A 24,574-nucleotide genomic window follows, 5' to 3' on the forward strand; every position below is an offset into this window, starting at 1 on the left:
CACTTCATCGGTAGTGAAGAGGACCTCACACGATTCGATTACGCATCTCCTCCCATTTATCAGCGGTGAACCGGTCGTAATTCTCTGCGAAGATCTCCGCACATCGATCCCAGTAGTGAGGCGTCGCACCGGCCATGTGAGGTGTGATGATTACATTCGAAAGGTTCCAGAGCGGAGAATCGGTGGGGAGGGGCTCCTCGGCCTGTACATCGAGTGCGGCACCGCCGATCTGTCCTTTTCGGAGGGCGTAGAGAAGTGCGTCTTCGTCGACGACCTTTCCCCGTCCGACGTTGACGAGCACGGCGTCGGGTTTCATCGAATCCAGCGCTCGCCCGTCGATAAGTCCTTCTGTTTCCGCCGTGAGCGGGCAGGCGATAACGACGTAGTCGGCCTTTCCGACAACCGTTAGCGTCTCGTCGGGACCGTAAACCTCCCGAACGTGCGATAGCTCCTCTGGGGTTCGTTTCGTTCCGATAGCGGTCATTCCGAGCGCGTCAGTAACCCTCGCAATCTCCTGTCCGATTTCACCGAGCCCGATGATTCCCACCGTTTTGCCCCGTAGCTCCCCTGCCCGATAGTGGCGCCATTCCCGTGCGTTCTGTCGTCGGATTCCTTCGTGGAGGTTCCGTTCAAATGTGAGCATGTATCCGAGCACCTGTTCGGCTATCGGCACCGAATGGACACCGGATGCATTCGTGAGCACGATATCTTCCCGCTGGAGCTGATCGAGATCGTAGCTCCCGACGCCAGCACTCAGCGCCTGGACCCAACGGAGTTTCTCCGCCGACTCTAGCAACGTCGAATCGAGTCGACGAGACACGACAATATCTGCCCTCGATATTCGGTCGAGAGCGTCGTTATAGTCGTTCGCTGTCTCGATTTCGATTGATTCGATGCGATCGCTGATCGCCGACGCGACATCGGACGGCGACCCCTGATGCGGAACCTGGTGGAGAACTAATACGTTGTGTTCGTTCGTCATAGGTTATATTGAAGTGCCGTGTCTGTCTCGCTCGCATGCGATACCGTCTCGAGCACTCCAGGTAGCCTTTTCTGAGTACGACGACAAAATATTTTGGTTCGGTAGGGCTCCCGACAACCCTTCTGTGCGGTTCGTTCAACGCTCCGGTTCGGGCGACTCGCGTCGACTATCCGCCGGTCAGCCGATCAACGACGTCACCGGGCCGTCGAAGTTCAAAAGAACCGACTGAGTGGTGTCCCCGAACAGTACCTTGCCGGTCGGCGATCGCTTTTCGCCCGCGATAAAGACGTGATCACAGCCCAGTTCGTCGGCCTTCGCTAACACGTCGTCTGGGAGATCTCCGAACAGAACCTCGACCGTGTACGAGACGTCTTCGCCGAGGACCTCGTCTCCCAGTTCGGCCGTCGCCTCTCTCGCCCGCTTCGTCAGTTCGTCCACACTGTCGACGTCTCCCATGGAAGTCTGTGCTTTCCGCTGGAGGTCGCGTCCGTACTCCGACTCGTCGATCACGCGAAGGAGCACGAGTTCCGCACCGGAACCGGCAGCCATCTCCCCGGCAATTTCAACCAATTCACGCCCTCTATCGGTCGGTTCAGCGATTATCAGCGCTCGGTCCATATCAACTCCTTGTTCGTAATCCCATAAACAATTTGTGTCCCGTGGGACCTATTCGGTATCGGCAACGCGGAACTCGCGCTCAATCGGGTCCGCAGGTAGCATTCGAACTAGCCAGTTTCTCCCGAAACCGGATATTCGTCTGCATAGTTCGCCTTCACACGTACATTTCTATAAAAATAATATTGCATAATGGTCGTAATATTCTCTGCTGTCCAAAAACTATAAGTGACATCACCAATACCGTCGATCTGTATGAGTTTGGATAACATCCAGCGCAGGACAGTGCTCAAGAGGTCGGTGCTCGGTGCGGGGGTAGTCGGACTCAGCTCGCTTGCGGGTTGCATCGGTGGCGGCAACGGCGGTGGTGGAAACACGATCACAATCGCGAGTTCGTACGAGTCGGACCACGTGACGGTACAGGCCGCCGATCGGTTCAAGGAGATTGTCGAAGATGAGGCCGATGAGCTCACAGTCGAAGTCGTTCCCGGGGGGTCCTACGGTGGAGAGGGTGAAATCGCCGAACAGGTCAGGGAAGGAGCGATCCAGGCGCACGCAGACTCACGGTGGCCGTTCACACAGTACGCTCCCGAATACGAGTTCGTCAACATCCCGATCGTCTTCGACGACTTCGAACACCTGACCCGCGTTACCGAGAGCGAGGAGTTCCAGCCTGGTCTGGAACAGATCATCTCTGAGGGCAACCAACGAATGATCGGACAGTGGATCGACCGTGGGCTTCGACACTTTACCTCTAATGAACCGGTCCGGGAACCGGCGGACGTTGAGGGAGTCGACCTCCGGCTGCCACCGTTAGACAACTGGGTCGCGATCTGGGAAGAGATCGGTGCCAATCCCACTACGGTCGCCCTCGACGAACTGTACAGCGCACTCCAGACTGGCACGGTCGGCGCTTCGGAGGGGGACATCCCACAGATCCACTCGTTCAACCTGAACGAAGTCCAGGATTACCTGAGCTACACTGGCCACCACGTTCAGGTCGGCGCGCTGTACATGAACGAGGACTTCTATCAGGGTCTCGATGAATCCCATCAGGATCTCGTCGACGAAGCATCGAATCAAGCGACCCAAGAAATCTCTGAGAGCGTTCGGGATCAGATCAGTGAGATGGAGTCCGAACTCCAAGAGGGCGGAATGGAACTCATCGAAGACGTCAATCGAGAAGCGTTCAAGGACGCTGCCAGGCCAGTCGTCGAAAGTATGTTCGATGATTTCGCCGGTTCGTTAGATCAATGGCAAAGTATATAAGAAAAATTCAATAAGATAGAATACGAACGAACCCAACCAGTTTATTATGGAAATTGACCAATCATTAGGGCTACGTCGAGAGTCACTGGTAGATCGTCTCGCCCTAGCGATAGCCGTCACTTTCTTTTTGGTGACTGTGGTGCTAGTAACGGTACAGGTAGTCCTTCGTCTGATAGATCTATCAGTGACACTGGCGTGGACGGAACCGGCGGCCAGACTGGCCCTCGTGATCGGGACCTACTTCGGTGCGGCCGTCGCATCCCGGAATAACGAACATATAAGCATGGATATCGTGCTTCGGAAACTCGAGGAGAAGTATCCGAGAGTGAAAGCCGTCTTCGATCTCCTCGTTCGATTCATCGTCATTATCACGCTTTCTATCGTCGTGTTCGGACTGCTCCAGGGCGCACAGAGCTCGTGGAACAGTAACTGGGCGGACATCGATGCCGTGAACATCGGAATGGTGTATCTCGCGATCGGTCTCGGGCTCACGTGGATGTTAGGGTACGAGCTATTCAAACTCAAAGAGTTGCTCTCCACGGTCTCGTTCGACCGAAAGACTCCACTCGAGGTGATTCAGAATGATAAGTAGAAGTTCGACGCAGAGAGCGATATCGACCGTCGGAGTCTCACCCGTGAGAAGACGCGAAACGCTGACGGGTACCGCTGAGGAGGAAAGAGCGAAATGATTACGATTCCGCTCCTCGACCCGGTGGTACTCGCAGTGTTGTTCCTCGGCATTCTGTTAGTACTGTACGGGATTGGGACGCCGATCGCGATTGCGATGCTCGCGACCAGTATCATTATGATGGCGCTCCCAACGGGGATCAATTTCAACTCGGTCATCATCAATAGCCGGCTGTTTAACGGAATCAACAGCTTCGGTATGCTCGCGTTCCCATTCTACGTGTTACTTGGTCGGTTGATGAACACGAGCGGAATGACTGAGCGGTTGTTCGACTTCGCGTCCGCACTTGTCAGTCAGTTCCGAGGCGGGATCGTCTACGTTAACATCCTGGCCAGTATCATCTTCGCGGGAATGTCCGGCCTAGCTCTCGCCGACGCGGCAGGTCTCGGTCGCATTGAGTACGCGGTGATGCGCGATCACGGGTACGACAAAGATATCGCGATCGGGGTCACGGGATCCTCGTCGATGATTGGACCGATTATCCCACCTAGCGTTCCGATCATCCTCTATGCGATTCTGGCGGAACAATCGATTGGACAGTTGTTCCTCGGCGGAATCTTACCCGGACTCCTTCTGGGACTGCTGTTGATGGTATTCGTGACCGTCATCATCTTCAAGCGGGGATACGAACGCGGCGATCCGTTCTCGCTGACACAAGTGATGTCGACGTTTAAAGAGGCGATACTGGCGATTTTCATTCCGGTACTCATAATCGGTGGTATCCTCGGCGGCTACTTCACGGCGACAGAGGCCGGTGCGATAGCGGTGGTATACGTCACGGTTCTGGCCTGCGTATTCGGCGAACTGAACCTGGGTGACTTTCTGGACGAGGCCCGAGACAGCATGGTCGAGACGTTCTCGCTCACCTTCATTATCGCATCGGCAACGGTCTACGGGTTGGTCGCCCTGCAACTTCGATTGCCGATGCTGCTCACGGACTGGGTGACATCCGTCTCGACCGACCCGACGACGGTCCTGTTTCTCATCTGCGCCCTGCTCCTCGTGATCGGGACCTTCATGAGCGTCACCGCTTCGATCACGATTCTCACGCCGTTGTTGATCCCAGTGATCGAGACCGTCGGAATCGATCCGATTCACTTCGGGATCGTGATGGTGTTCACGCTGATGATCGGCGTCGTCACCCCGCCGTTCGGAGCGATCCTCTTCGTCCTCGAGAAAGTGACTGACGCGTCCCTTGAAGAGGTCATCCGCTCGATCATCCCCTACTACATTCCAATGGTCCTCGCAGTAATCATTCTCATCCTATTCCCTGAACTGGTCACGTATATCCCGAACAACATCATGGGATAGGGAGCCATACCCTTCTCTCCGGAGACGCTGAGCGACCGACCCGGCCAGCCGCGGATATCCGTCACCGAGATGGTGGCCGCGAGTGAGCCGAGAGAACCAGCGATGGCGGGACCGTCCTCAGACTTCACTGACGCTCCGACGGAGAAAATTCATTTCCCGTTCTCGATTACGAGCGGAGTTAAACGACGGGTATAGTCGGACTAAGCCGTTAGCGAAACGCCGGTGGAAGCGCGTCCTCGACGTCACGGTCGGTCGCGACCGTTTCCAAGTTGTCCGCCACTGCGTCTTCTATCGGAATCCCCTGATCACGGCGCTCTCGAGCGGTTCGGTGCTCCGGTTCTCCGGGGAGAATCACCTCACCGTCGTCGGCGATCGGTTCCGCCGACCGAAGGTACTCGATCAGCGCTTCGACCCGAATACTGATCGCTTCCCGGGTAGTAAACACCGATGGGTCGATCGCGAGGAACGCCGCTCCGTTACCAGCCCAGTCCTGTGATTCTTTGGTGGAAACGGGACCGTCGCCGACGAGCGATGCGAACAACTCAGCCATGATGGCGAGCCCGAATCCCTTGTGTCCGGATTCCGTCCCGCCAAGCGGCAGGAGAGCTCCTACTTGGTCTTCGAAATCAGCGGCGTATTCGACCGGTTCGCCCGACTCTGTGATCGTCCACGCCGGCGGGAGCGTCTCCCCCGATCCGTCCCGTTCTATGATCTTTCCGTGGGCGACCTGGCTAGTCGCCCCGTCGTAGAGCAGATTGAAATCGAGAGCGTCGAACGTCGGCACGGCGAAGGTAATCGGATTCGTGCCTAAGCGTCTGTCCGCGGTCCCAGGCGGTGCTATCCGCTGGGCCCCGCCCTGAAGGTTGACCCACGAGGAGAAGAGCAATCCCTCGTCAGCGATCCGATCCGCCCACTCACCGATGCGACCGAGGTGGCCCGAGTTACGGATACCGACGACGCCGACGCCATGCTCGTTCGTAGTCTCGAGTAGCAGTTCGACGGCTCGGCGACCGGTCACTTGCCCGAACGCGCCGCTTCCGTCGATCTGGTGAAACAGTCCCGTCTGTTCAATGCTCGGCATCGCCGTCGGGTCGACCGTACCGGCGGCGATCTGATCAGCGTAGTATGGAAGCCGCACCACACCGTGCGAGGAGTGACCGACTAAGTCCGACGACACGAGCGAACGAGCGACGGTTTCCGCGATTTCAGGGGTCGCACCGGACGCCTCAATCGTGGCTCGAGCGAACGATTCGAGTGAATCTGGTTCAACAGTGAGCATCCGTCTTGTCCAATCAATCGGAGAGTATTAATTATACCGCCGCGCTCCGATAGCGTCCACAAATATAGAGATTAAAATAGCGTTTTAGTATGTTGATCTATAGTAAGGGGTCCAGAGAAGAGGACTCAACACGCGTGCTGGCCCCTTTTCACGGCTGTCGATCGGACGATCCTACCAAATATTTATAATCCGGCCTTCCGAACCACTGTCTGTGCCGTATCAACAGCTTAAGTCCGACCTCCGAGGTGTCGCCTTTACAAATCCGACACCGTTCGACGAGGATGGAGACGAAATTCGACACGACGAACTGGCCGAAAACATTGATCACATCGTAGACGCCGGCGGATCGCTGGTGATTCCGTGTGGCAATACGGGCGAGTACTACTCGTTGACGAACGACGAACGAGTGGCAGTCGTCGAGACCACAGTCGATGCAGTCGATGATCAGGGGTCCGTCGTCGGTGGCGTCGGCGGCAGTACGAAAACGGCGATCGAACTGACGAACGCCTACGAAGCCGTCGGCGCCGATGCGGTGATGATCATGCATCCGGTACACACGTATCAGCACCAGCGCGGGCTCATCGACTACTATCGCGAGATCATCGAATCGACCGACCTCGGCGTGGTGATCTACAAGCGAGGGCCGGAGGTCACGCTCGATCTGATTCGGGAACTCGCGACCTACGAGAACGTAGTCGGCGTTAAATACGCCGTCAACGACATCAACGGGTTCTCGAAGGCCGTCTCGACAACGGACGCAGACATCGTCTGGTCAAACGGGATCGCGGAACGGTTCGCACCGTCATTTGCAATCGAAGGGGCGGAAGGGCTCACGACCGGGATCGGGAACTTCCTCCCCGAGGAAGTACTCGCGGTGATGGACGCGATCAGGGACGAAGACTGGGAGCGAGTTCGTTCGCTGCGAGACTGTTTGCGCCCGTACGAGGACCTGCGAGAAGAGACCGGGAAGGACAACGACCTCGATGCGGCCAATAACGTGCCCGTCGTCAAATACGGAATGGAACTGGCCGGTCTCTACGGCGGCCCGATCCGCGAACCGATCGTGGAGCTAACCGAAGACGACAAACAGCGTGCCGAGCGCTACTACAGGAGCGTAAAAGACGAAATCGACAGCGGAATCGTCGCCCGCTGATAGTCCGATCGGTCGGGTCCAAGCGAGCGCGGAAGTCGTGGCGAGCGGACGATCGTGTGCCTGAAAGACTGCTACCGCCGCATGCCATCCGTGTGAGTTACCGCGACCCGTTAGCACGCAGTCTGCGGACTTCGGCCGAAGACCGGCCTCAAGAATCATTTGACGCCGGTCTCGAACGATCTAAATCGGGTGAAAGCGGAAATCCGGAAAGAGACCGGCTGTTACCGAGCAGGGCAAGCGACGGAGACGGCAAACAAACCCCGAATATCGGACGGGACGAGAACGCTCTTTGTTGCCGATGGGTTTATGCGGATTGACGAGACAAACGATCAACATGGCATTGTCAGCCAGTCAGGTGCAGGAGCACCTTCGAGGAGTAGCGGCGGGTCTTCTCACACCATTGAACGGTGAGTTAGAGATCGAGCACGGAAAGCTCAGTGAAAACGCCGAAACACTCTATCAAGAGGGGATCAGAACGTTCCTCGCGACCGCGAACATAAGCGAATATCATTCCCTCTCGCAGAGAGAGCGAATCGACGCCGCGGAGACGGCGGTCGATGCTCTCCCCGAGGACACCTGCGTGCTCGCCGGCGTCGGCGGAAGCACGAGCAACGCCACCGAACTCATCCGTGAATACGAGCGGATCGGCGTCGACGCCATGATGATCATGCCGCCGGATCACACCTACCTTCACGAAGAGGGGTTGCTGGAGTATTACCGCAAACTCGCTGCAGCTACTGATCGGCCACTCGTACCGTACGTCCGCGGCTTCGATCCCTCGATCGAATATCTCGGCAAACTCACGCGGGTCGACGGTATCGTCGGAATCAAATACGCGCTTCCGGATGCCGTGAAGTTGGGTGCTGGCGTTGCAGCCGGTGACGACGATGTCGTGTGGGTCAACGGCCTCGCCGAACCGTTCGCGGTCGCGTTCTGGGCCGAAGGGGCGGAAGGGTTCTCTGCCGGTGTGAGCAACTTCCGCCCGGAGGTCGGCCTCGAGCTGTTCGATGCCCTGACGAACGGGGAGTGGGAACGGGCTCGGGAACTGCGGAACATCTGTCTCCCGTATCAAAACTTCCGTGACCAGACCGGGACGGAAAACGAGATTCCGGGGGCGATCAGTATTCCGGCCGTCAAAAAAGGACTCGAGCTCGCCGGACTCCACGGCGGCGAAGTCCGCGAGCCGATTCGCTCTCTCTCGGAGGAGGACGAGCGACGCGCCGAAGAGCTGTACGGCGAACTCGACGACGATATCGCTCGCCTCGTCGAGTAAAGACGGTTCGGTTCGAACGGGACAGCGCGGAAGCGACCGAGACGAGTTTTTCGACCGCGAACGCCGAGGCGTTTCGAGTCGATCGGTTGCGGACGGAGTTACGAGGACACCGACCGACCGCCCGAAAGCTTTAGCAGTCTGAAATAGCATGGGAAGATATGACGGTTGGAAGCGCAATAATCGATTGTCTCGTCGATGAAGGGATCACGACGCTGTTCGGAATTCCGGGGAAGCAAACGCTACCGATGAACGAGGCAGTCAGCGACCGAGACGATGTCGAGTTCGTGATGGCGCGCCACGAGACGGTCGTTTCCCACAACGCGTGGGGATACGCGGAGTCGAGCAGTGAGATGGCTGCAACCGTGGTCATCCCCGGCCCGGGGGACATGAACGCGATGAACGGGCTGAAGAACGCGCTCAACGACTGTACGCCGCTGATCCATATTTCGGTCGAAACGGAACCGGAGGTCCGCGGCGGCGACGGCATTCACGAGACGCCGCCCGACACGTACGACAACGTCGTCAAGGAGAACGTACTCGTCGAGACGCCACAGAGTACGATCGCGGAACTCCGACGCGCGATCCGGATCGCCAGGACTCCGCCGAAGGGTCCCGTTCGAATCGGCGTTCCGAAGAACTTCCTCCCGAGGGCGGTCGAACTGGCCGCGGCCGGTGAGATCGAGCCCGCCGAGGCCCCCGCGGCTCCCGACGAGAAGGTATCGGAAGCGGCGTCGCTGCTCGCCGACGCCGATGCACCCGTCATCGTCGCCGGCGGCGGTGTTCGAGCCGCGGCGGCGTCGGCCGACCTCCGAGACGTCGCCGAGCGACTCGACGCGCCGGTTGTGACGACGTACAAGGGAAAGGGAACGTTCCCGGAGGACCATCCCCTCTCGGCGGGCGTTCTCTGTGGCGGATCGAGCGCGGAACTGCGGGCGCTGCTGGGAGACGCCGACGCCGCGCTCGGCGTCGGCACCGACTTCGACGCCGTGAGTACGAGCAAGTGGGCCGTGGATCTCCCCGAATCGATCGTTCACGTGACGCTCGACGCCTCCGACATCGGCACCAGCTACGACCCGGCGGTGAGTATCGCGGCGGACGCCGCGCGGACGCTCGCTGCGCTCGACGACTCGTTGGCCGATCACACGGTCTCGAGCGGGTCGGGGGTCGATCGCGCGCGATCGGTCCGCGAGTCCGATCGGAATCGAATAGCCGAGCTCTTGGAGACGGACGAAGCGCCGCTCCCGTCCGTCGCCGCGCTCGACGCCATCCGTACGGCAGCGCCGAGAGACGCTATCGTAACGGCGGACGCCGGTGGGTCGCGCGTCTGGACCGTTGTGACGTTCCCCGCGTACGGTCCCAGGAACTACGTCAACCCCGGCTCGTGGGCGACGATGGGGACCGGACTCCCGTCGGCGATCGGTGCCCGCGCCGCGAATCCTGATCGGCCGGTACTCACCATCGTCGGCGACGGCGGATTGATGATGAGCGTCCACGAACTCCATACGCTCGTCGACGAGGGTATCGACGTCACCGTCGTCGTCCTCAACAACAGCGACTACGCCATCATCTCCGAAGAGGCCGAACGCAGTTATCGGATGTCCACGAGCGAGTACGGCTGGACCGACGCGCCCCTCGACTTCCAGACGATCGCCCGGGGTATCGGTCTCGAGGCGCACGCTGCCGAGACGCCGGCGCAACTCAAGTCGGCCGTCGCCGACGCGCTCGAGAGCGACGGCCCGACCCTCATCGAAGTCCCGACCGACCCGACCGAGCCGCAGGCCGGCGTTCACATGACGGACTGACCGTTCTGCAGCATCGGCAGGGAACTGAACGGACCGTCGAACGGTCCAGAGGCTGCATTCGGTTGTCGTGGTTCGTGGAGTTATTTCAGTTCGTTCGATTACACGTTCCGCGATTCCTGTTCCCCACTGAGGAACACCGAGTGGTGCTTCGATTGCTGATCCGGCTCGATTCCGGGAGAATCGGTCAGCCGACGGGATCGGGGAGCCGGTTCGGTCGCACTGCGATCACGATTGATTCCCGATAGGGGAACGGTGGCCAGCCATGAACTTACAAACGTATAGATGTAAACCAAGGGCAAACAGCTCTCGATCTACAATGGTACCGTTGTATATTCGTAGACACGATGGCCACCGTACCACCGGGTCATCCGACGAGAGCGCAGCCCCTATGCCATATTATTCCCCTATAGGGAACGAAATGGGTCCCGTCTCGGTCCGAGACCGCGATGGGGTTTGATCAGCGATGGCGATAGCCGTCGTCAGACAACGGATTACCACTTGCAGAGACATTCGTCCACGACGCCCTCTCGTGAAGGGGAGGAACAGGCTTATCAATTGAGACGAAGAGATCGGTACCATGTACTCCGACTTCGCCGATCGGTTGGCGACGACCATGTGGCAGGACTTCGATCGCACGCCGTCACGAGAAGACAATCCCGCCGAAATTACTGATGTTTCCACCGTCGTTGTCGACGGCAATTTCCCGTGGACGATCGTAACGGTCGAAACTGATACCGGTGTGACCGGGGTCGGCGAAGCGTATCCGTCACCGGGAGTCCACGAGGTGATCACGGACTATTTCGAGCCCGTCCTGCGGGGAGAGAACCCGCTGGACGTCGAACGACTGTACAACCTCATGCGGGCCAGTCTCTCCGGTCGAGGGTCCCAGCAGGGGATCGGGACCATTGCGATCAGCGGTATTGAACTCGCGCTCTGGGATACCGCCGGAAAGCTCCTCGATCAGCCGGTCTATCAACTCCTGGGCGGGAAGATGCGGGACGAGGTTCGGATGTACGCCGACTGCCACGGCGGAGAGGGAATGGTCGCGGCCGCCCGCAACGACCAACGAACCGAGACCTACGAAGCGGAGGCGTATGCGCGTTCGGCGCGCGACGCGGTCGACGACGGCTACGAAATCGTGAAGTTCGATCTCGACGTGCCGTCCGGCCGAGACATCGACACCCTCTCTCGTCACCTCGACAAACCGGAACTGGAACACAAGCGGCGCCTCGTCGAGGCCGTCACCGACGAAGTCGGCGACGAGGCCGAAGTCACGGTCGACCTCCACTGGAACCTCAGCGTCGAGGCGGCCGAACGGCTCTGTGCGATCCTCGAACCGTACGACCTCGCGTGGATCGAAGACCCGATCCCGCCGGAGAACGAGTCGGCGATGACGAGGTTGAACCGGAGCGTCGATCAACAACTGCTCACCGGCGAGAATCGCTACGGCCGACACGGGTTCCGCGACCTCGTCGAACGGCAATCGGTCGCCTTCGTCGCACCCGATATCCCGAAGACGGGCGGTATCGCCGAGACGAAGAAAATCGCCGAACTCGCGGAAACGTCCTACATGACGCTCGCTCCGCACAACATCGGGAGCCCCGTCGCAACGATGGCGGGCGTCCACGTCGGCGCGTCGGTCCCGAACTTCCTCGGGCTGGAGTTTCACGCCCGCGACGTTCCGTGGTGGGACGACCTGGTCGACACCGATGAACCGCTCATTCGGAACGGATATATCGACGTTCCGGACGATCCCGGGCTCGGCATCGAACTCGACTGGGATGTCGTCGAGACCCACCGCAAGCGATAGTCACACGCCGAGAGATGCCGGACGAGGTCGAGCAAACGACAGAAGATATATGTCACCACATATCACATCGGAGAACGAATGCCACCGACTATTACGCGCATCGAATCGATAGAGTTCGCGTACGAACTGACCGACGTCGGATACAGTCCGAACGGCTTTAGCGTCGTCTACGAACCGGGGTCCTCGACCGAGCGACGGTTGTTCGCACTCCGCATTCACACGGACGAGGGGATCACCGGCGAGTACGTCGGTGGGAACTCGCCCGCGGCCGCACAGATAAACATGGTCGCCGACTACCTGATCGGCGAAAATCCGCTCGAGCGTGAGCGCCACTGGAGCGCGATGAAACGCGCCCTGCGAAAGTACGACTGGATGGGACTGGGGCCGCTGGATATCGCGCTCTGGGATTTCGCCGGAAAGTACCGAAACGCTCCGATCCACGAGCTACTCGGAACGTACCGCGAATCGTTTCCCGGCTACGCCTCGACGTATCAGGGAGACAAGAACGGTGGCCTGGATTCTCCGGCGGCGTTCGCCGATTTCGCCGAGGAGTGTCTCGAGATGGGGTATCCGGCGTTCAAGATACACGATTGGGGCGGCAACTGGACCGACCCAGCGGAGACGGCCGAGGCGGTCAGGGCGGTCGGGGACAGGGTCGGCGACCGGATGGACCTGATGCTCGACCCCGCCTGCGAGCCGTCGACTTTCGCCGACGCGCTGAAGATGGGGAAGGCCTGCGACGACGCGAACTTCCTCTGGTACGAGGATCCGTACCGCGACGGCGGCGTTTCGCAGCACGCTCATCGGAAACTCAGACAGAAACTCGAGACACCGCTGCTACAGACGGAACACGTCCGAGGCGTGGAACCGCACGCGGACTTCGTCGCTGCCGAGGCGACCGATTTCGTCCGCGCCGACCCCGAATACGATGGGGGAATTACCGGTGCGATGAAGATCGCTCGCATCGCCGAGGGGTTTGGCCTGGACGTGGAATACCACGCGCCCGGCCCCGCCCACCGGCAGTGCCTCGCGGCGACGCGAAACAGCAACTACTACGAGGTCGCGTTGGTTCATCCGGACTGTCAGAATACCCAGCCGCCGGTGTACGCGAACGGTTACTCCGACTCGATCGATACGATCGACGGCGACGGCTTCGTTACCGTTCCGGACGGACCGGGGCTCGGAGTCGAATACGATTGGGACGAGATCCTCTCGCGCGAAACCGGACGACGAGTGTACGAATAGGTTCCTATCGGGACGGACCGGTAATTCGGGGACAACCGTCGTGTAGACGCCCGGAAGGACACTGGATTCGAGACCCGGGACCGGTCAGTGGGGCTCGTCCCTGAATTACCGGACCGGCGCGAATTGCACGGTCACGACGGCAATCTCCCCGTCGTGGGATGAGTATGCTCCCGAAAAGCTTTAGGTCGCCTGTGAGTGGTACGACGTATGAGCACTGAAGAGCGTCTGGGAGACGTTCGAGTCGGTGTCCGAACACGATCCCTTTCGGAGTCGCGGTTACAGTACGTCCGTCAGCTCGGTGCGACGGACATCTTCGTCGACCACGCCGATACGGAAGAAGAGCCCGACGCGTTCAACGATCGCGACGGATCCGATACCATCGCGGTCGGCCCGGATCAGATCCCGTCAGTCAGCGAACTGACTGCCGCCCGCGAACGGGTGGAAGACGCCGGACTCTCGTTGACCGGCGTTCACTCGCTCCCGTACTCGATGTACGGCGATATCATGTTCGACCGAGACGGGGCGGACGAAGCGATCGACCAGATCTCGACGCTCATCCGGAACCTCGGGGAAGCGGACATTCCGATACTGGGGTATCAGTGGAACCCCCGGAGCGTCGTTCCCATGCGGACATCCCCGGTCGAAATCCGCGGCGAGGCCGAGGGAACCGCGTTCGACCTGGACGAACTCGACGACCCGCACGAGCTCGCACCGGGCCTCGACCGAGAGTACACCGAAGAGGAGTTCTGGGACAATTACCGGTACTTCCTTGAGTCGGTGCTCCCGGTCGCGGAGGAGGCCGGGGTCGACCTCGCCCTCCATCCGGTAGACCCGCCGGTTCTCGAATCCCTCGCTGGCATTCCGCGGTTGTTCCGCAGCGTCGAGAACTTCGAACGGGGAATGGAACTCGTCCCGAGCGATAACCACGGGTTGAAGCTCTGTCTCGGATGCTTCTCTCAGATGGGAGAAGACATCACTGACGTAATCCAGCGGTTCGGTAAGCGGGATCAGATCGTCTTCGTCCACTTCCGCGACGTCGTCGGAACGGTACCGGAGTTCCACGAAACGTTCGTCGATAGCGGGAACTTCGATCCAGCCGAAGCCGTTCGAGCGCTCAACGACATCGGCTTCGAGGGAGCAGTCCTTCCGGATCACGTTCCGGAGATGGTCGGCGACGATGACTGGCGACACCGCGCTCGCGGGTTCACCGTCGGATATCTCCGCGGCGTCATCGATACGGTTCGATCCGAACGGATTGGGCAGAGAGCCGAGACGGAGTAATACCAAGCACATCTGGACGGTCCGGTCGACCAGCACGGCTCGCGGCAGCGTCCGGAAGCGAAACCGTCAAAGAACTCGAGATGTGGCGACTTACGTCCCATCGGTCGAATACGCGTACGGCGCAGGTGCGACAATTGCCGTACCAAACTTTATTAGATATCGTGCAGTGTATTGACACTACCCATGGCATGCCCTCGATGTGACGTGAGTCAGAATAGGCCGTACGAACACCCCCAGTACCAGTGTGACGAGTGCGGTTACGTCCCGGTGCAGGGTGCAGATTAAATCAGTGATACGTCCAACGATTACGTTGGTGAAACCCCACTACATCACGCCGCTATGCGGAGAAATGATCCGTAACTATTTAATAGATGTCCGAAGGTGTGTCACGTATGGACATCGCCCATGTAGATAGCTATGCATTATCATCGCCGATCGATCCACCGCAAGACCGCTCGTTCCACGGCGGCACCCGACGGTTGAACAAGCGAGACGTCGTTCTCGTCGTTCTGGAAACGCGTGACGGGGAACAGGGATTCGCTACCGCTGGTGCGAGTAGCTCCGCGATGCGCGAGTACTTCGAAGGCGACTCACAGGGAACGTTCGCCGACGTTCTCGGTGGTACCGTCGCCGACGCGCTCGAGGGAGAGACGATCACCGAGGTGACCGACGCCCACGATCTGATCTCCGATACGAACCTTCCGGCACACCTCCAGACGGAGGCGATCTCGGCGGTCGACGTCGCATTGTGGGACCTCCGAGGAAAGGAACTTGGCACGCCCGTTTACGACCTGCTCACCGACGAATACGAGACGGAGCCGGCTGAGGAAATGCCGCTCTACGCCAGCGGCGGGATGTACATGGAGCCCGAAGGCTACGTCGAGCAAGCCGAGGTCCTCGAGGAGGAGGGGTTCTTCGGCTACAAGTATCGTCCCGGGATCGGACCGGACGGGGATCGGCGGACGGTCGAGCAGCTCGCCGCGGCGACCGACGAGATGGCGTTCATGCTCGACGTCCACACGTGGTGGAAGCTCCGGAGCTCGTACGGGGACGATACCGTTCAGAATCTCGTCGAACACGCTGCACGTGAAGGTGCGTTCTGGATCGAAGAACCGGTGGAGCCGGACGATCACGAGGGGTATACCTCATTAGCGGAGCACGGTGCACCGCTCGCGGGCGGCGAAAGCAAAGAGTCCCCGTCCGGGCTCGTCGAACTGGGAGAGACCGGTGCCGTCGACTTCCTTCAGGGCGACGTGCGGCATCACGAGGGGTTCTCGGGTTGTCGTCCTGCGATCGAGTTCTGTCGCGGTCGTGACGTCGAGTTCGTTCCCCATAACTTCGGCACGTGGCTCGGACTGATCGCCAACGCCCATCTCGTCGCCGCAGCCCCGGAAGTGCGGCTGCTGGAGTATCCGGTCTTCGAAAACGATCCGACGATTGACGGTCGACCCGATCCCGGCATGTATCCGTTCGAGCTCGCGTTCGATATTATCGACGGCGAACCGGACATCGATAACGGGATGCTGACCGTACCGGACGGACCCGGCCTCGGAGTCGATGTGAACCTCGACGTGATCCGGGACTACCCGTTCGCCGACGGACCGTGGACGGAGTTCCACTACGACGAGGACGAGTAACCGCCTCGAGGCGGCGGCGGTCAAACCGAAGGCTGTCGACTACTGGCCTACAGTTCTTCGCGGACCTGCTCGGCAACGTGCTCACCGAACGGAAGGGAACACGTCAGCCCAGGTGAGACGGCGTTGAGCACGTGGAGGGAGCGTGGTCCGTCTTGGACCATCGGATCCTTCACCAGTTCGCCGTTTCCGTCGACGAGCTGAGCGCGTACACCGGCGTAACTGCGGACGAAATCCTGAGCGCGCGCCTCGGGGACGAGGTTCCGGGAGGCCTCGACGAACGCCTTCTTTTTGTATGATTTGTTCAACTCCTCCCACGCGACCTTCATCATTTTCGGCTCCATCATCAGCTTCCAAAACCCGCCGTAGCTGAGCACGTCGCGAAGTTCGCCGAGATCGAACTCCGTATTCCGGTACGCCTCACGAGCGAACGCGAGCACTGCATTGGGACCGACGATGACCTTTCCGTCGGTTCGGCGCGTATAGTGGACGCCGAGAAACGGCAATTCGGGGTCCGGCGTCGGATATATCATCGTGTTACAGAGGTGCCGGCGTTCGGGAACGAGTTCGTAGTAGTCGCCTCGGAAGGGGATAATCTGGTACCCCGTTCCCACTCCGACTTCCGCGGCGAGCTTGTCGGCATAGAGACCGGCCGCGTTAACGAAGTAGTCGCCGTTGATCGCTCCCTTATCGGTCCGGACCCGGACGTCGGAGGACGAGGCGGACACCGATTCCACGGTATGCCCCATGTAGAAGTCGACACCGGCGTTCTTGGCCTCTTTGGCGAGTTCATAGACGTACTGCTGGGAATCGACGGACGCGGCCTCCGGACAGTACAATGCGGCGCGACCCTGCGCGTGAGGCTCGCGCTCCTCAAGCTCTTCCGAGCCGATGATTTCGGTCTCGACTCCATTGGCGTCGGCCTGTTGCTGAATCGACGATAGCCGGCGCTCTTCGGCGGCGGTAGTAGCGACGACGACGACGCCGAACTCCCGAAGGGGGATATCTCGTTCGTTCGCGTACGCTTTCATCCGAGTCGTCCCTTCGGTAGCGAACCGCGCCTTCGTGGACCCCGGTTCATAGTTGAAACCGGGGTGAAGAACACCGGAGTTCCGCCCGCTTTGATGTGCGGCGAGCCGGTGTTCCTTTTCGACCAGAGCGATGTCCAGTTCGCGGTCTTCCGCGAGATGTTTCGCGGTCGAACAGCCGACACAGCCGCCGCCGACGATAACGATATCGTACTTGGGCATACCACACGATTGCCGTTCTAAGTAGTAAAACTGACGACTGTCTCGCGATAGGCAATCCGTGACTCGTACAGCTCGAATTCGGCGCGAATAGTTTCGGATGCCGCTCCGGAAACGCGCCCACCGTTTCTGGACGCACCCCTCTCCCTACCGGCGATGATCGGTCTAGTTCCCGTCTACCGAATGCGTACAACCATATGATTGTAATTTATTCTCGAGGGCGCGGGTAAGTATTACGCCAAGCAGGGATTTGTGAGATCAGATAGCGGCGATAAGTATCGTTGCTGAGAACGGGCGAATGATCCGGAGAAATCCGCGCTCATGCCTAATCTCGAGCGGGAATACGAGGTCCCAGTGGGTCCGTGTCAGCCCGAGAAGTTCCCCTACCGGGAACAGATTTATATGAATGAACCACAATCATTGTTAGTATGGCAAACGTTCCCAACGAACGCCCCGGACGCAGGATACGGTCGGTGGAAATAGCGTTCACCATCCTCAAAACGATCCGAAAGCGGGATCGGATCACCGTCACGGAACTGGCGAACGAGCTCGGCCATTCGAAAAGCACCGTTCACAGCCACCTCCGAACGCTCGAGGATCAGGAGATCATCGTCCGTGAGGGGAACGGATACCGGTTGGGACTGCAGATCCTCGATATGGCCAACGACGTCCGAGAGCAGGCGTGTAACTACAACGTCATCGTCGAGAAGGTCGACGAACTGGCGAACGAAACGGGAGAGATTGCTCAGTTCGGGCTCGAAGAGCACGGTCAGTTAGCGTATCTGTACAAAGCGAGGGGGGAGCACGCAGTCGAGACGGCGTCGCGTATCGGTCAGAAACAACCGATCTACTCGACATCGCTTGGAAAGGCCATCCTCGCACACCTGCCGTCCGACCGGACCGAAGAAATCGTCTCCACTGCCGAATTCACGCCGCGCGGTCCGAACACGATTACGAACGAACGGGAACTCTACGAGAATCTCGAGACGATCGCCGAGCGGGGCTATGCGATCGATGACGAAGAGAACATCGAGGGGCTCCGATGCGTCGCCGCTCCGATCAAAAACGACGAGATAATACACGGGGCCATCAGCGTCACTGGACCGGCCAGTCGAATCACCGACGAGCGCCTGCACGGCGAAATCGCCGAAAGTGTTCAACGGGCCGCGAACGTGATCGAACTCAACACGAAATTTTCCTAGGGGAAACCGGATTTTCGGACCGATACCCGGTCACAGTCGTCAGTAATTCATATACACCGTCTTCGTCGCGGTAAAGAAGTCGAGACCCGCGTCACCTTGCTCGCGATACGTGTTCGTCGACGAGTCCTTGTATCCGCCGAAGGGAACGTGGAGTTCGAGCCCGGTCGTCTTCTCGTTGACCTTCGCGACGCCCGCTTCCACCGCATCGACGAAGCGGTTCGCTTCGGTGAGATCCTGCGTCACGATGCTCGCCGAGAGCCCGTAATCGACGTCGTTCGCGACCGCGACCGCCTCCTCGAAGTCGCTGACCTTCACTACGGCGAGAACCGGTCCGAACACCTCCTCCTGTGCGATTCGCATCTCGCTTTCGACCTCGGTAACGACGGTCGGTTCGACGAAGAACCCACCGTCGTACTCGTCGCCGGTGCATTCGTTGCCACCGGTCTGCAGAGTCGCGCCGTCGTCGCGAGCGATGTCGACGTACTCGAGCGTCGAATCGAGTTCACCGCGACTGACGTGTGGACCCATGTCCGGATCATTCAGTCCGGGCCCGATCTCGAGCGACTCCGCGTAGTCGGTGATCGCCTCGACGAATTCGTCGTATACGTCCTCGTGGACGATCGCGCGGGAACAGGCGGTACAGGACTGACCAGTCGTTCCGAACGCCCCGACGCCGACGATATCGACGGCGCTGTCGATGTCGGCGCTGGGCATGACGACCGTAGGGTTCTTGCCGCCCATTTCGCACTGGACTCGCTTCAGGTCGTCCGCTGCTGACTGCGCGACCGCCGTGCCGACCGACGTGCTTCCGGTGAACGAGACGCCGTCGATCTCATCGTGGGCAGCCAGGGGCGCACCGACCTCACTTCCGGATCCCGTGACGAGATTCGCGACTCCGGACGGGAGTCCGGCCTTGTCGAGACATTCGAAAATGATTCGAGTCATGCTCGGCGCCTGCGAAGCCGGCTTGATGACGACCGTGTTTCCGGCCGCAAGCGCAGGGGCCAGTTTCCAGGCAGGAATCGCGATCGGGTAATTCCACGGTGTGATGAGTCCAACGGTGCCGAGCGGTTCTCGCTTCGTGTACAGTTCGGAGGCCGGCGCGCTTGATGCCTTCGACGTTCCGCCGAGGTCGCGGGATTTCTCCGCGTAATAACGGAAGATGTCGATCGCGCGCTGGACTTCGCCGGCGGCCTCGCTCCGAGTCTTGCCCTCCTCTCGGACGAGCGTTTCCGTTGCCTCGTCCTTGCGTACGGCCAGTGCCTCGCCCGTATCCCTGAGAATTCGACCGCGCTCCGGCCCAGGAGTACCGGCCCAGTCGCCCTGAGTGGCGACCGCCGTTTCGATCGCGTCTTCGACATCCGCCTCCGTTGAGGCCTGATAGGTCCCGATGACTTCGTCGGTATCTGCAGGATTTCGAACGTCGAACGTGTCTCCGCGTTCCGATTCGGTCCACTGTCCGCCAACGTAATTCGTGTACTCTGTCGGCATTCCACTCGCGGATTATCGCTTCTAATATACGGGAATTGGGGTACCGGCTAACATTCGGAAGAAATAATCGGCGGTCGAGCGAAATAGACTCCGGAGTCACCCACTGCACCCTACCTCTCGTATCCCGACTTCCGGTCATGATGTTATCTGAACAATGGCGCGGTGACGGGCGCTGTTCAGATACGGTCTGAAAAGCGAGGCGGTCAGAATTCTAGGTGTCCATGCCAGAACTCAGCCGCCTCAACGGCTCTAGTAGCGGCATTCAATTAGATTTTGTGGAGCGCGAGGCGACACCGCGCGAACTGATGCGACTGAGTATCCAGCTCCATCTGGCCGGATTATCACTTTCGGATACTGTTTCTGCCTTAGAGAGATTCGGTGTCGAACGGGCAAGATCGACGATCCATAATTGGGTGCAAAAAGCCGATTTACAGCTGGCAGCTGGCAAACAGCCGGATCACGTTGCGCTCGACGAAACCGTGATCCAACTCGACGATCAACGCTACTGGCTGTACGCTGCTATCGATCCCAAAACACACGAATTCCGCCACGTCAAGCTCTATTCAACGCGTACAACCGCACTCACTGAGATGTTTCTCGTCGATTCAGCACCCTGGCTCAAAGCTGCACTCCATCATCTTAGGCTCCGATTTCGATACGAAAAACATGGAAATCGGAACGCTGTCGAACGTCTCTTCCAAGAGATAAAGCGACGTACCTCCCAGTTTGGAAACTGTTTCAGAAACGCCAATCCAGCAACTGCTGAAACATGGTTGCAGAGCTACGCATACTGCTGGAACCAGCTAATCTGAACAATGCCACTTCGAGGAGGCGACACGCTTTCGTCAGCTGTGTCTTCCAGTCTGCGTCGGCACTAATTCCGTGTTCGAACTCTGTCCGACCTCGTCCGACCATCTCAAAGGCGTCCTGTGCACGCTCGAGTGCAGTGAGGACAGCAGTTGGATCTGAGCCGTTACTCATCGTCGCCTGCCTCCTCCATAAGGAGGTTTTCGACGGTTTCGAAGTCACTCGTCTTGTAGACCGGAATTCCCGAAATAACGATTTCCCGAATGTTCTCAGTGTAGGCTGGAATCGCCTGGACGGCCTCAACGTCGATATCGTACGCATATCGGTCACCATCGAATTCCATTTCTTCGAGGTCGCGTGCGATGGTGTTCGCCTCTCGTTGGCTTTCAGCCCGCCCAGAGCGAGTGAGTACCCAGAGATCGATATCACTTCGTCGGTCAGCCTCGCCCCGAGCCACACTCCCATAGAGGATGATGCCGACCACATCGGTGATGTTCTCACGGAGCTCCGTAACCGCGGCTTTGACGGGTTGGTGATACTCTGGTTGGGGAATCCGGAGGATCGGATCGTCTGGAATTGACAGACGCTGTCTGTTGATCTGGACGAGTCGCTGATTGCTTTCGGGCGATTCGACGACCAGGTCGTTCGCGCTGAGAACGTTCACTGCCCGCCGGGCGGACTGGTGTGAGTGACCGATCTGTGTCGCGAGTTCTCGCAGTGAGAAGTCGCTGAATCGGTGATTTGTTAAAAAGAGCAGGACGTCGCTCGTCGCCTTATGTTTGAACAAAGTCGGATCTAAAGGGGGTATTGAAAGAGAAATAGCTGCCCCAGACGAATTCGTACTATCCGTCTCGCGGTTCATATGCCGTATCATGGACCACTACTATAAAAACATTATACGTGATTCGGAATAGGCCTAAATATTCATCTGGCAGCAATGGACGTGTGGAGAACGAGGTCCGTCACCTCCGGGCCCCGCCACGTTCGGTCCCTGGGGCTAGGAAGTCCCACTCTCGGATAGCAAAACCCACAATTTCGATTCGCCGCTGGAGCTGTTCCCACTCACGCGCAACCTCTCGGCGACGGTCCTCTTCGGTGACGTCGAGTACCTGGTCAGCGATCGTCCCGCGAAGTTGGTTCGGTGACTCGACATCAAACTCGTCCTTCCATCCTCGGATCTGAGCGTTCATCTCGGTGAGCCGTTGGGTGAGGTCTTCGACGGTGTGGTCGCTGTCCCGAAGGCGTATAGCCTCCTTAATCGCTTGACGACGATAATCGGGGAAGTATGTCGTGTGGTCCCCGGTGTCGTTACGGTGGAGGATGCCGTCGTCGACGAGCCGTTCGAGGACGCGCTTAGTCGGCTCGTGTGACCAGTCCGCTTCAGAGACGATCCAGTTTGCTGTCCGCGGCTCTGAAACCTGCCGGGCGACCATTCGTACCCGGTCTTCACCCGTGGGTTGGTGTTCTATCGGGTCCTCGGAGCTCGATTCACCTCCAGTCATAGAACACCGTTCGTACTTTGTCGTAATATAGGAAAGGCATCTGGTCTAGCACGAAAACGGCCCTCGCCATCTCTACGGACTCGACTGAGGCGCCTAGAGAAATCTCGAACCCCGTTCTTGGCGGCTCTACCCCGGCAAGCGGCGTTGTGAGGGGGTTGTAGCATTAGTGCTTCACCGACAGCGTCGGGGTACTTCAAAGTGGCCGTGATTATTGGCATAATCATGACCAGCAGTGCAGTTAGAGAATTATTCGATATTCAGTGGTTAGAGGAGTGCTAGAGCGGATTTCTATGCTATTAGATTTTTATATATCATATTCCGCTATACAGAATGGCTTTCCTGAAGTGCACAACTTCGGGATGTGGATTGCTACAAACCACTAGCCTACTAACTTTCGACCCACGGGAAGATAACCGCCACGCCGATACGGTCGCGATAAGACCGTCGACCACTCTGCTACCAGGCGTGCAAAACGATGACGTGAGCAGAAAGTATTTGCACTTGACACGTTGTTATCCGGATGATGCCCTCCAGACATCGCACCCTCGTGTCTCTCGCAACTGGCCTTTGTGCCGCGTTCGCCGGGTGTAGTATGGATCCGACCGGCGTCCTGCAGATGTCTGATGCCACGACGGATGAGATCCTCAAACCAGCGACGTTCGACGTCCGCTCAAACGATGGAGGGAATGATGACGGGATCGACGAAATGCGCGAACTCGTCGCTGAGGTCCTCGAAACTGGATCGGCAACTGCGTCGGGCGAGCATCCGCCGCTCCACGTTACGTACCCGATTCGCTTCGAAGACGAGGTGGTCGCACTCGACCGAGCCGAACTAACCACCGAAACGGGCAATAATTATCACCTCCTGCTCGAAAGTGAAGGAGGGCGTGCGCGTACTCGTGGATCAGCGTCCGTGCGAGATCAGCATCGTTCCTTTTTCGAAAACTATCTGAACCATCACACCGAGTTCGTCAGCGGTCTCAGTCAACTGGGCGACGAGGTCGCCGGCGTCACCAGTCGCTTCCGTCTCGAGGCCGGGGAGCGGCTCGCCCTCGGTCTGGGAGACATCGAACACCGGCGCGGACTTGAACCCGACAAGGCCTTTCGACCACTCCTCAGGTGGTGTCTCATTGTAGTCACACTTGGTATCATCGTGATAACTCGGCGAATTCTCGCATTCCAGGCACTGCTTCGTGATGATCGGTGCCCAGATCCAGATGGCCGACTCGCCTTCTTGGACGTGGCGGTCGAACTCTTCCTGCCACGTCTGGTAGCCTGCAACGCGGGTTGCCTCAGGACACTGGCGCTTAATGAGGAGCGTATTTCGATACGAGTCGTCATGGAAGCGACTCTGGATGTTTAGCCGTTCCTGGAACTCTGCGCTGGCCTGCGCGTCGTCGATGCCGTCGACGAGCTCATCGATCCATTGTTCGATGGTGCTGTTCATCTCGTCCGATCGCGTGTCGGTCTGATCGAAGGAGACTGACGAATCACTGGTCGTAGCCATTGTGTTCACCGAATCGAGTTCACGGCGAGTGCGTCAGTTCAGGACGCCACACCCCTCAGGGGCATACAAAAACTTGCGGCGGGGGTCACCAAAGGACTGCTTTCTCGCCAGCGAAGCCGACCGTGACAAGGTACTCGAGGAACTCGTCGAATCGCTCGACATCGCTGGGCGTATCGGTCGTAAGATGACGCGCCCATTCGATGGCCCACGGAAAGCGAATCCGTTCCGCCCTTGCCGTGAATGTACCACCAGCGAGTCGCTTTGAGAACGACCAGCAGATTCGTTGGTGGGTGCTCGCCAACAAGCCCACGGGTGATCGACTCGATTTCGTCGGGGGCATCGGTGGGATCAACGACACCTGTTTGCGTGTTCGCGATATCCACCGGAATGTTGCCGATTGAAACGTTGTCGGTACTCTGTTGTTGACTCACAGGAAGTCACCTCTGGTGGAGGATCTCGATGGAGCCCTCGCCCTC

19 protein-coding genes and 2 pseudogenes are annotated in these 24,574 nt (G+C 58.9%); 12 read left to right on the forward strand and 9 right to left on the reverse strand.

Annotated elements, in window-relative coordinates; all coding sequences use genetic code 11:
- Positions 1-25: 25 nt before the first annotated feature.
- Positions 26-982: a D-2-hydroxyacid dehydrogenase gene (locus FEJ81_RS21945; RefSeq protein ID WP_138247334.1), complete on the reverse strand. Its 957-nt coding sequence runs from the start codon at positions 980-982 to the stop codon at positions 26-28.
- A gap of 177 nt (positions 983-1,159) precedes the next feature.
- Positions 1,160-1,531, reverse strand: coding sequence for a universal stress protein (locus FEJ81_RS21950; RefSeq protein WP_229504855.1), 372 nt, complete (start codon positions 1,529-1,531; stop codon positions 1,160-1,162).
- 321 nt (positions 1,532-1,852) lie between these two features.
- On the opposite strand from FEJ81_RS21950, the gene FEJ81_RS21955 reads away from it, so the two are divergent.
- The 3 genes from FEJ81_RS21955 (at position 1,853) to FEJ81_RS21965 (ending at position 4,865) form a co-directional block, all read left to right on the forward strand.
- Positions 1,853-2,866, forward strand: coding sequence for a TRAP transporter substrate-binding protein (locus FEJ81_RS21955; RefSeq protein ID WP_175416542.1), 1,014 nt, complete (start codon positions 1,853-1,855; stop codon positions 2,864-2,866).
- A 46-nt stretch (positions 2,867-2,912) separates the two neighbouring features.
- Positions 2,913-3,458 carry a TRAP transporter small permease gene (locus FEJ81_RS21960; RefSeq protein WP_138247336.1) on the forward strand — a complete coding sequence of 182 codons (546 nt, stop codon included), beginning with the start codon at positions 2,913-2,915 and terminating at the stop codon, positions 3,456-3,458.
- A 93-nt stretch (positions 3,459-3,551) separates the two neighbouring features.
- On the forward strand, positions 3,552-4,865 hold the full coding sequence (locus FEJ81_RS21965; protein WP_138247337.1) for a TRAP transporter large permease: 1,314 nt from the start codon (positions 3,552-3,554) through the stop codon (positions 4,863-4,865).
- Between the two features lie 208 nt (positions 4,866-5,073).
- Here the strand turns inward: FEJ81_RS21965 and FEJ81_RS21970 are convergent, their stop codons facing one another.
- Positions 5,074-6,144, reverse strand: coding sequence for an Ldh family oxidoreductase (locus FEJ81_RS21970; RefSeq protein WP_138247338.1), 1,071 nt, complete (start codon positions 6,142-6,144; stop codon positions 5,074-5,076).
- 211 nt (positions 6,145-6,355) lie between these two features.
- On the opposite strand from FEJ81_RS21970, the gene FEJ81_RS21975 reads away from it, so the two are divergent.
- The 7 genes from FEJ81_RS21975 (at position 6,356) to FEJ81_RS22005 (ending at position 16,345) form a co-directional block, all read left to right on the forward strand.
- On the forward strand, positions 6,356-7,297 hold the full coding sequence (locus FEJ81_RS21975) for a dihydrodipicolinate synthase family protein (RefSeq protein ID WP_229504829.1): 942 nt from the start codon (positions 6,356-6,358) through the stop codon (positions 7,295-7,297).
- Positions 7,298-7,631: 334 nt separating this feature from the next.
- On the forward strand, positions 7,632-8,570 hold the full coding sequence (locus tag FEJ81_RS21980; protein ID WP_138247340.1) for a dihydrodipicolinate synthase family protein: 939 nt from the start codon (positions 7,632-7,634) through the stop codon (positions 8,568-8,570).
- A gap of 158 nt (positions 8,571-8,728) precedes the next feature.
- Complete coding sequence (locus FEJ81_RS21985) at positions 8,729-10,372, forward strand: thiamine pyrophosphate-binding protein (protein WP_138247341.1); 1,644 nt, start codon at positions 8,729-8,731, stop codon at positions 10,370-10,372.
- A gap of 577 nt (positions 10,373-10,949) precedes the next feature.
- Positions 10,950-12,182: a mandelate racemase/muconate lactonizing enzyme family protein gene (locus FEJ81_RS21990; RefSeq protein ID WP_138247342.1), complete on the forward strand. Its 1,233-nt coding sequence runs from the start codon at positions 10,950-10,952 to the stop codon at positions 12,180-12,182.
- A gap of 78 nt (positions 12,183-12,260) precedes the next feature.
- Positions 12,261-13,427 carry an enolase C-terminal domain-like protein gene (locus FEJ81_RS21995; protein ID WP_138247343.1) on the forward strand — a complete coding sequence of 389 codons (1,167 nt, stop codon included), beginning with the start codon at positions 12,261-12,263 and terminating at the stop codon, positions 13,425-13,427.
- A gap of 207 nt (positions 13,428-13,634) precedes the next feature.
- Positions 13,635-14,708, forward strand: a complete 1,074-nt coding sequence (locus FEJ81_RS22000) for a mannonate dehydratase (protein WP_138247344.1) — start codon at positions 13,635-13,637, stop codon at positions 14,706-14,708.
- Positions 14,709-15,100: 392 nt separating this feature from the next.
- Positions 15,101-16,345 (forward strand): mandelate racemase/muconate lactonizing enzyme family protein, encoded by a 1,245-nt coding sequence (locus FEJ81_RS22005; RefSeq protein WP_138247345.1) that lies wholly within the window; start codon positions 15,101-15,103, stop codon positions 16,343-16,345.
- Positions 16,346-16,392: 47 nt separating this feature from the next.
- Here the strand turns inward: FEJ81_RS22005 and lhgO are convergent, their stop codons facing one another.
- Positions 16,393-17,592, reverse strand: a complete 1,200-nt coding sequence (gene lhgO, locus FEJ81_RS22010) for an L-2-hydroxyglutarate oxidase (RefSeq protein ID WP_138247346.1) — start codon at positions 17,590-17,592, stop codon at positions 16,393-16,395.
- Positions 17,593-18,017: 425 nt separating this feature from the next.
- On the opposite strand from lhgO, the gene FEJ81_RS22015 reads away from it, so the two are divergent.
- Positions 18,018-18,791, forward strand: a complete 774-nt coding sequence (locus FEJ81_RS22015) for an IclR family transcriptional regulator (RefSeq protein ID WP_138247347.1) — start codon at positions 18,018-18,020, stop codon at positions 18,789-18,791.
- 39 nt (positions 18,792-18,830) lie between these two features.
- Here FEJ81_RS22015 and xacF read toward each other — a convergent pair whose 3' ends face one another.
- The gene (xacF, locus tag FEJ81_RS22020; protein WP_138247348.1) at positions 18,831-20,282 is read right to left on the reverse strand and encodes a 2,5-dioxovalerate dehydrogenase; all 1,452 of its coding nucleotides are present in this window, start codon (positions 20,280-20,282) and stop codon (positions 18,831-18,833) included.
- A gap of 221 nt (positions 20,283-20,503) precedes the next feature.
- Here xacF and FEJ81_RS22025 point away from each other — a divergent pair, with 221 nt between their 5' ends.
- Positions 20,504-21,094 carry an IS6 family transposase gene (locus tag FEJ81_RS22025; RefSeq protein WP_138247485.1) on the forward strand — a complete coding sequence of 197 codons (591 nt, stop codon included), beginning with the start codon at positions 20,504-20,506 and terminating at the stop codon, positions 21,092-21,094.
- Between the two features lie 161 nt (positions 21,095-21,255).
- Here the strand turns inward: FEJ81_RS22025 and FEJ81_RS22035 are convergent, their stop codons facing one another.
- From FEJ81_RS22035 to FEJ81_RS22060, 4 genes and pseudogenes are all read right to left on the reverse strand, one after another.
- Positions 21,256-21,951: a nucleotidyltransferase domain-containing protein gene (locus FEJ81_RS22035; RefSeq protein ID WP_175416543.1), complete on the reverse strand. Its 696-nt coding sequence runs from the start codon at positions 21,949-21,951 to the stop codon at positions 21,256-21,258.
- 100 nt (positions 21,952-22,051) lie between these two features.
- On the reverse strand, positions 22,052-22,591 hold the full coding sequence (locus FEJ81_RS22040; RefSeq protein WP_138247349.1) for a DUF7342 family protein: 540 nt from the start codon (positions 22,589-22,591) through the stop codon (positions 22,052-22,054).
- Between the two features lie 857 nt (positions 22,592-23,448).
- A pseudogene (locus FEJ81_RS22055) lies at positions 23,449-24,098 on the reverse strand (DUF955 domain-containing protein); the annotation flags it as partial.
- An 85-nt stretch (positions 24,099-24,183) separates the two neighbouring features.
- Positions 24,184-24,529 (reverse strand): annotated as a pseudogene (locus FEJ81_RS22060) (hypothetical protein).
- Positions 24,530-24,574: the final 45 nt, after the last annotated feature.

Source organism: Natrinema versiforme (genome assembly GCF_005576615.1).
GTDB classification, from domain to species: Archaea; Halobacteriota; Halobacteria; order Halobacteriales; family Natrialbaceae; genus Natrinema; species Natrinema versiforme_A.